General features: G+C 67.0%; 6 protein-coding genes. 1 reads left to right on the top strand and 5 read right to left on the bottom strand.

The features are described 5' to 3' along the window. Positions 1-441: 441 nt before the first annotated feature. Positions 442-1,140 carry a demethylmenaquinone methyltransferase gene (locus ABD893_RS08765; RefSeq protein ID WP_345078461.1) on the bottom strand — a complete coding sequence of 233 codons (699 nt, stop codon included), beginning with the start codon at positions 1,138-1,140 and terminating at the stop codon, positions 442-444. Between the two features lie 126 nt (positions 1,141-1,266). On the opposite strand from ABD893_RS08765, the gene serC reads away from it, so the two are divergent. After that, a complete protein-coding gene (gene serC / locus ABD893_RS08760; RefSeq protein ID WP_345078458.1) occupies positions 1,267-2,430 on the top strand; it encodes a phosphoserine transaminase in 1,164 nt (387 codons plus the stop codon). A gap of 122 nt (positions 2,431-2,552) precedes the next feature. Here the strand turns inward: serC and ABD893_RS08755 are convergent, their stop codons facing one another. The 4 genes from ABD893_RS08755 to ABD893_RS08740 form a co-directional block, all read right to left on the bottom strand. Further along, the gene (locus ABD893_RS08755) at positions 2,553-3,071 is read right to left on the bottom strand and encodes a MarR family winged helix-turn-helix transcriptional regulator (RefSeq protein WP_345078455.1); all 519 of its coding nucleotides are present in this window, start codon (positions 3,069-3,071) and stop codon (positions 2,553-2,555) included. Between the two features lie 47 nt (positions 3,072-3,118). Beyond that, on the bottom strand, positions 3,119-4,624 hold the full coding sequence (locus tag ABD893_RS08750) for an NCS2 family permease (RefSeq protein ID WP_345078452.1): 1,506 nt from the start codon (positions 4,622-4,624) through the stop codon (positions 3,119-3,121). A gap of 52 nt (positions 4,625-4,676) precedes the next feature. Beyond that, positions 4,677-5,477 (bottom strand): glucosamine-6-phosphate deaminase, encoded by an 801-nt coding sequence (gene nagB / locus ABD893_RS08745; protein WP_345078449.1) that lies wholly within the window; start codon positions 5,475-5,477, stop codon positions 4,677-4,679. A 190-nt stretch (positions 5,478-5,667) separates the two neighbouring features. Beyond that, entirely contained in the window at positions 5,668-7,041 is a 1,374-nt protein-coding gene (locus ABD893_RS08740) for an NAD(P)/FAD-dependent oxidoreductase (protein ID WP_345078446.1), read from the bottom strand. Positions 7,042-7,047 lie beyond the last annotated feature (6 nt).

Genomic DNA, 7,047 nt, shown 5'->3' with positions numbered 1-7,047 from the left:
GCCATTCAAATAAATGGCATCAACAAACAGACACGCTATTGAGATATCAAGCAACACGCGCACTCCGAGCTCCGAACCTTTCGGCTCTTCGTCCCGAGGCAACTTCGCTAACTTACAACTTCCAGTTCTCCGAGTCAAATCGCTGCGGTGTGATCCGCGCCGCAATCTTCTTTCGGAAGACCTTCCGTGCCTGCTCAGTGCGGGATTTCCGGTCGGGCACGCTGGCCTCTCCTTGTTCCCGTCCTGCTGGGCACAAGGAAGAACATTACGGGCCTGGCGCACCCCCGTCAAGCCAGAACGACCATTTCCGAAGTGGCCTCGACCACACATGCGGTCTGGAGCTTTCCAATCCGGTGAACAGCCTGGTCAGGACGCTGCGCTGGGCTTTCTCATCGGCAGCAGGAGCTCCCGTGGGCTCGACGCCAGGCCTGCCACCCCGGATCAGCGGTGCGGCACGACTCCTCGGTGGAGAGCGACGATGCCTCCGCTGAGGTTGCGGTACTGCGTCCTCTCGAGACCCGCATCGGCGAACCATCGGCGCAGCGACTCCTGATCCGGCCACTCCAGGATCGACTCTGCGAGGTACTCGTAGGCATCCACAGTGGTCGCGAGCCTGCTCGCCACCGCCGGCAGCGCGCGCAGCAGGTACTTCTCGTACACGGTGCGGAACGGCTTCCATGTCGGGGTCGAGAACTCGCAGACGACGATCCGGCCGCCGGGCTTGACCACTCGGACCATCTCGGCCAGCCCGAACCTCGGCTGCTGCACATTGCGCAGTCCGAAGGAGATGACGGCGGCATCGAAGGAATCGTTCGCGAAAGGCAGGTGCTGAGCGTCAGCCCCGACGAACGGCACGGGAGCACCTCGTCGTCGGCCCTCGGACATCATCCCCAGGGAGAAGTCCGCGGCGACCACCCGAGCACCCGCCTGTGCGATCGCGGTCGTCGAGGTTCCGGTGCCGGCAGCAAGGTCCATCACCGTGTCCCCTGGCTCTATGTCGAGCGCTTCGACCATCAGCTCGCGCCACATCCCTACCTGGCCCATGGCGGCAACGTCATTCATCAGGTCATAGCGCTTGGCGATACCGTCGAACATCGTCGCGACGTCGTACGGCTGTTTCTCAAGATCGGCACGGCTCATGCTCCGATCTTCCCACGCCGGTCGTCGCTCGCGGACCGACTGGGACCCAACCGGCATCCGCTGGAAGAATGGGTGAGCGCCCTATACCGTCGGCGCCCCAGGCCCACCCTCAGGAGGAGACCCCGAATGACCGATGCCCGCTCTGCACGCTCCGCAGCCATCAACTCCCTGTCCATCCCCCAGGAGCTGCTCCCGTCCGACGGTCGCTTCGGCTCCGGTCCCTCACGGATCCGTGAGGCGCAGATGGAGGCGTTGCAGTCGGTGTCTCGCACGGTCCTCGGCACTTCGCACCGTCAGGCCCCGGTCAAGGATGTCGTGGCACGGGTTCGGTCGGGCCTGTCCGAGCTGTTCGCCCTGCCCGAAGGGTATGAAGTGGTCCTCGGGAACGGCGGCTCCACCGCGTTCTGGGATGTGGCGGTGTTCGGACTGATCGAGCGGCGCTCTCAGCATCTGGTGCTCGGAGAGTTCTCGCAGAAGTTCGCCTCCGAGGCCGCCGGCGCCCCCCATCTCGAGGACCCCGAGATCCTGCGCTCCGAGCCCGGGTCGCTGCCGCAGGCGACGGCGAACCCTGACGTCGATGCGTACGCCTGGCCGCACAACGAGACCTCCACCGGCGTGATGGCCCCCGTGCAGCGGCCCGTCGGCGCCGACCAGGACCAGCTGGTTCTGGTCGATGCGACCTCGGTGGCCGGCGCAGCAGCGGTGGACATCTCGCAGACTGACGCCTACTACTTCGCGCCGCAGAAGGCCTTCGCCTCGGACGGCGGGCTCTGGCTCAGCGTGCTCTCCCCTGCCGCGATCGAGCGTGCGCAGCGCCTCGGAGCGGCAACCGACCGCTGGACGCCGTCGTTCCTCTCGCTCACCAGCGCGATCGAGAATTCCCGCAAGAACCAGACGCTGAACACGCCCGCGGTCGCGACCCTCGTGCTGCTCGCGGAGCAGATCGACTGGATGCTGGCGCAGGGTGGCCTGGCGTGGGCGGACTCCCGGACCAGGACCACCAGCGGAATGCTCCACGAATGGGCCGATCGACGCGACGAGATCACTCCCTTCGTCACAGAGTTCGCTGCGCGTTCCCAGGTCGTGACGACCCTGGACGTGGACGAGTCCATTGATGCCGCGGCGATCACCTCGGTGCTGCGTGCCCATGGGGTGGTGGATATCGAGCCCTACCGGAAGCTGGGTCGCAACCAGCTGCGGATCGCCACCTTCCCTGCCGTCGGTGAGGATGACACCGCCGCGCTGATCTCCGTCCTCGATCACGTGCTGGACGCGAGCAGCGGCCACTGAGCCGCCCCGCAGAACACGACGGCCGGACCTCCCCTGAAGGGGTGGTCCGGCCGTCGTCATTCTCGAGCACGAAGGAGGGGAGGGTGCGGCGGCAGCTTCCGCCAGACGTGTTCAGAAGAGGGTCACTGCCGGGGTGGGATCAGGATCTGTCGCAGCAGCGTGGACGCATGACGCACATCGTTCCGCTGCGCCGGGGTGGCTTCCCCGAGTCGGGCGCGAAGCCAGGCATCGCGCTGCTCACGGCCTGCCAGCACCACCTGCAGTCCCTTCTCGGTCAGCGTCACCCGGACCTGCCTGCCATCACCGGGGTGCGCCGCTCTTTCCACGAGTCCTGCCTCCTCGAGACGTCCCAGGCTCCGGGTCATCACCGGCGGGCTGACGTGCTCGAAGTCCGCGAGGGCGCCGGGGGTGGATTCCCCGGCGCGCTGCAGATAGGCCAGCACCGAGAACTGCGGGGCGGAGACGGCGTCGGACGCGGTGTGGGAACGCAGGATCCGAGAGGAGACCAGCAGCACTCGTTGCAGCTCGGCGGCAAGCTCCGCGACCTCGACGAGCCCGGCTGCGTCCACGGAGTCACCGGCGGCAGCCGCCTCCGCCGATTCGGTCAGCCCGGTCGCCTCGGTGCCCTCCTCCGGATCCACGGCAGGATGCTGAGCATCCCGCGCGCTCTCCGCGCCCCCGCCATGGCTCACAGCAGCAGGCCCTCGATCGAGCCGCGCAGGAAGTACGCGACGAAGAGCGCAGCGATGAGGTACATCAGCCAGTGCACCTCGCGTGCCTTGCCGCGCACCACGCGGATCAGCACGTACATGACGAAGCCCGCGCCCATGCCGACGGTGATGGAGTAGGCGAAGGGCATCAGGATGATGGTGAGGAAGGCGGGCACCGCGACCTCGACGTCGGTGAAGTCGATGTCGGTGATCTGGGTCATCATCAGGAAGCCGACCATCACCAGCGCTGGGGTGGCCGCCTCATAGGGGACCATCGCGACCAGCGGTGAGAGGAAGGTCGAGAGCAGGAAGAGGACACCCACCACGATCGAGGCGATACCGGTGCGCGCGCCTTCGGCCACCCCGGAGGTGGACTCGACGAAACTGGTGTTCGAGGACACGCCGCCGAGGCCACCGGCGATCGCGGCGGCGGAGTCGACGATCAGGATCCGCTGGGAATGGGGGATGTCCCCGTCCTCCGCCACCAGGCCCGCGCCGGAGGCGACGCCGACCATCGTGCCCATGGTGTCGAAGAAGTCGGCGAGCAGCAGGGAGAAGACGATGACCGTGGCTCCGATGACGCCGGCGGCAGTGATCCCTCCGATGGGGTCCACCGTGAACAGGGTCGCGAAGTCGGGCATCTGTACCGGGAACTCGGAGATGGCCGGGACGTTCATCGCCCAGCCACCGGGATTGCCGGGACCCGAGCCATCAGGTGCGGTGAAAGCACCCAGGTGAAGGACCTGCTCGATGATGACCGAGAGCACGGTGGCGGTGACGATCGCGATCAGGATCGCCCCGGGCACCTTGCGGATCCAGAGCACGAACATCAGCAGCAGGCCGGTGACGAACACGAAGGTGGGCCAGCCGGTGAGCGAGCCGTCGTTGCCCAGCTGCACCGGAGTGCCGGCAGCGGTGGTCACGAACTTCGCATTGAAGAGTCCGAGGAAGGCGATGAACAGGCCGATCCCCACGGCGATGGCCGTCTTGAGAAAGGGCGGGACGGCGTCGAACACCGCCTTGCGGAATCCGGTGAACACCAGAATCAGGATCACGACGCCCTCGATCAGCACCATGCCCATGGCGCCGCCCCAGGTCATCCCCGGCAGTGGCACGACGGAGTAGGCGAGATAGGCGTTCAGGCCCAATCCGGCGGCGAGGGCGAGCGGGAACTTGGCCCATGCCCCCATGAAGATGCTCAGCAGACCGGCGATGAGGGCGGTGCCGGCGGCGACCGCCGCGAGATTCGGCTCTGAGCCGCCGCCCAGATACATGCCGGTCGAATCGGGGACGGTGCCGATGATCAACGGGTTCAGAACCACGATGTAGCACATCGAGAAGAAGGTGACGAGGCCGCCACGGATCTCCCTGTTGAGCGTGGAGCCACGCTCGGAGATCTTGAAGTAGCGGTCCAGCCGGGACCGGGGTGCCACTGCCGCCCGGGCGCTGGTCGAGGAGGGGGACGAGGGATCAGCCTGCTGCATGAGACGAATCGTATCTGTCTCGCACCCTGCTGATCCCCCGGAGCTGCCTCCGTCAGTCCAGCGTCACGTCCAGTGGTTTCTCGCTCTCCAGACGACGGGCATAGCGGTAGTCATCCGCCAGCTGCAGCTTCGCACCGGCGGCTTCATCCACCACCACGACGACGTCGGGGTGCAGCTGCAGGACGGTCGCGGGCCAGCGCGAGCTGATGGCGCCCTCGACGAGCTGAGCGATAGCGGCGGCCTTGCCGGACCCGGTCGCGGTGAGCACGATCCTGCGTGCCTCGAGGATCGTCCCCAGTCCCTGGCTGAGCGCTCTCACCGGGACGTCTGCGGGGCTGTCGAAGTAGCGCGAGTTGTCCGAGATGGTCGAGCGGGTCAGCCCCACCACTCGGGTGCGGGAGTTCAAGGAGCTGCCGGGCTCGTTGAAGGCGATGTGCCCATTGGAGCCGATGCCCAGGATCTGCAGGTCCACTCCCCCCGCCTCGGCGATCCGACGATCGTAGGAGGCGGCCTCAGCGATCGGGTCCTCGGCTGCGCCGTTCGGCGAGACGACGGCGGCATCGTCGATGTCGATCTGCGCGGTGAAGTTCTCGCGGATGAAGCGGTGATAGCTCTGTTCATGCCCCTCGGGCAGCCCCACGTACTCATCGAGGAGGAAAGCACGGCTGCCAGCGAAGGACAGACCTTCCTCACGGTGGCGACGGATCAGCTCGGCGTAGGCGGGGACCGGGGATGAGCCCGTGGCCAGGCCCAGCACGGCGCCGGAGGTGCCGGCTTCCTGGAGCGTGCGTGCGAAGGTGTCGGCGACGACCTGCGCGCCTGCTTCGGCGTCGGCCACGATGTGGATCTCCATACGGTCCTGCCCATCCGTCCCGGAGCGCCTCGGGGCACCCTGATGATCGATCTTGCACGTTCTCGGAAGCTTCACAGCTTAGTGCCCAGAGAGGTCCAGACACGACGACGCTGCCGCACAGCGGGTGTGCGGCAGCGTCGTGGTCTTCACGTCACGCGCGGGCGGGCTCAGATCGAGCTGCCCGCTCGGCTCACTTCTTCTTGCCGGAGTTCGCAGCGAACTCGAAAGCGGCGCGCGGGGTCTCGGTCTGCGGGATGCCGATGATGTCGCGGCGGGAGATCAGGTTGGTCACCCAGCCCGCGACCACGGAAGCCTTGCGACCGAAGGTCGGCATCGCGTACACGTGGTACGAGCGCGCCATCACCCAGGCCGGGAGGCCGCGGATGTCGAGCTCCTTCTCGCCCAGCTGCAGGCGGCCGACGCCCTTGTACATGCCGAGGGTCGCCATGACGCCGAGGTTCTTGTGGTAGTAGTCCACGAGCGGACGACCCTGCACAGAGCGGGCGATGTTGTCTGCCACCCGCTTGGCCTGACGGACCGCGTGCTGAGCGTTGGGCGGGCAGAACTTGCCCTCGCCCGAGGCGAGATCCGGCACCGCGGCGCAGTCGCCGGCGGTGAAGACGTCGTCCAGGGGGCCGTCGACGCCGTTGACGCGCAGGTCAGCGAGTGCCTCGAGCTTGCCCATCAGCGGGCCGCGCTCCATGACGACAGGAAGGTCGGAGACCTCGGAGTCTGAGAGCACCGGAGCGGGCTTCACTCCAGCGTTCCAGACCAGCAGGTCGGTCTCGAACTCGTCGCCGTCGCTGGTCTTGATCACGCCGTTCTCGGCGGAGTTCAGGAAGGTCTCGAGCTTGACCTCGATGCCGCGCTCGCGCAGCTGGTTCAGCACATAGGCGCGCTGATCCTCGGTGAGCTCGGGGAAGATGAACGGGGCGCCGTCGACGAGCACGAAACGGATGTCCGAGGCGTGCAGGTCGGGGTAGTAGCGCAGCGCGTCGCGGACCATGTCCTCGGTCTCTGCGACCGCCTCGCCGCCGGCGAAGCCACCTCCGATGAAGGTGAAGGTGAGCAGACGCTTGCGCACTGCCGGGTCCTTGGTGGACGCCGCTTCAGCAAGGTTTCCGAGGATGCGGTCGCGGACTGCGGCAGCTTCCTCGACCTGCTTGAAGCCGATCGCGTTCTCGGCCAGGCCCGGGATGGGCAGGAGGCGCGGCACGGCGCCGAGACCGACGACGAGGTAGTCGTACGCGATCTCGAGCTTCTCGCCCTCTTCCAGGTCCACCACGACGGTCTTCTCAGCGCTGCGGATGGAGGTGACTGAGCCGGTGACGACCTTCGCACCCGGCAGCACCTTCCGCAGGGGCGCCAGAACGTCACGCGGGTGGATGCTGCCCGCGCCGACCTCGGGGAGGAAGGGCGCGTAGGTCATATACGGGCGGGGGTCGACGACAGTGATCGCGACCTCCGCGCCGAGGGTCTTGCGCAGCTCGGACGCGGTCGTCAGACCGACGGAACCACCGCCGAGGATGAGGACATGGGGCTTACCGCCGAAAGTGTTGGTCATACCCCC

Source organism: Brachybacterium paraconglomeratum (genome assembly GCF_039541415.1).
Lineage (GTDB): Bacteria > Actinomycetota > Actinomycetes > Actinomycetales > Dermabacteraceae > Brachybacterium > Brachybacterium paraconglomeratum_A.
Note: the sequence above shows the minus strand (reverse complement) of the source record. Positions and strands in the feature narration are given on the sequence as shown.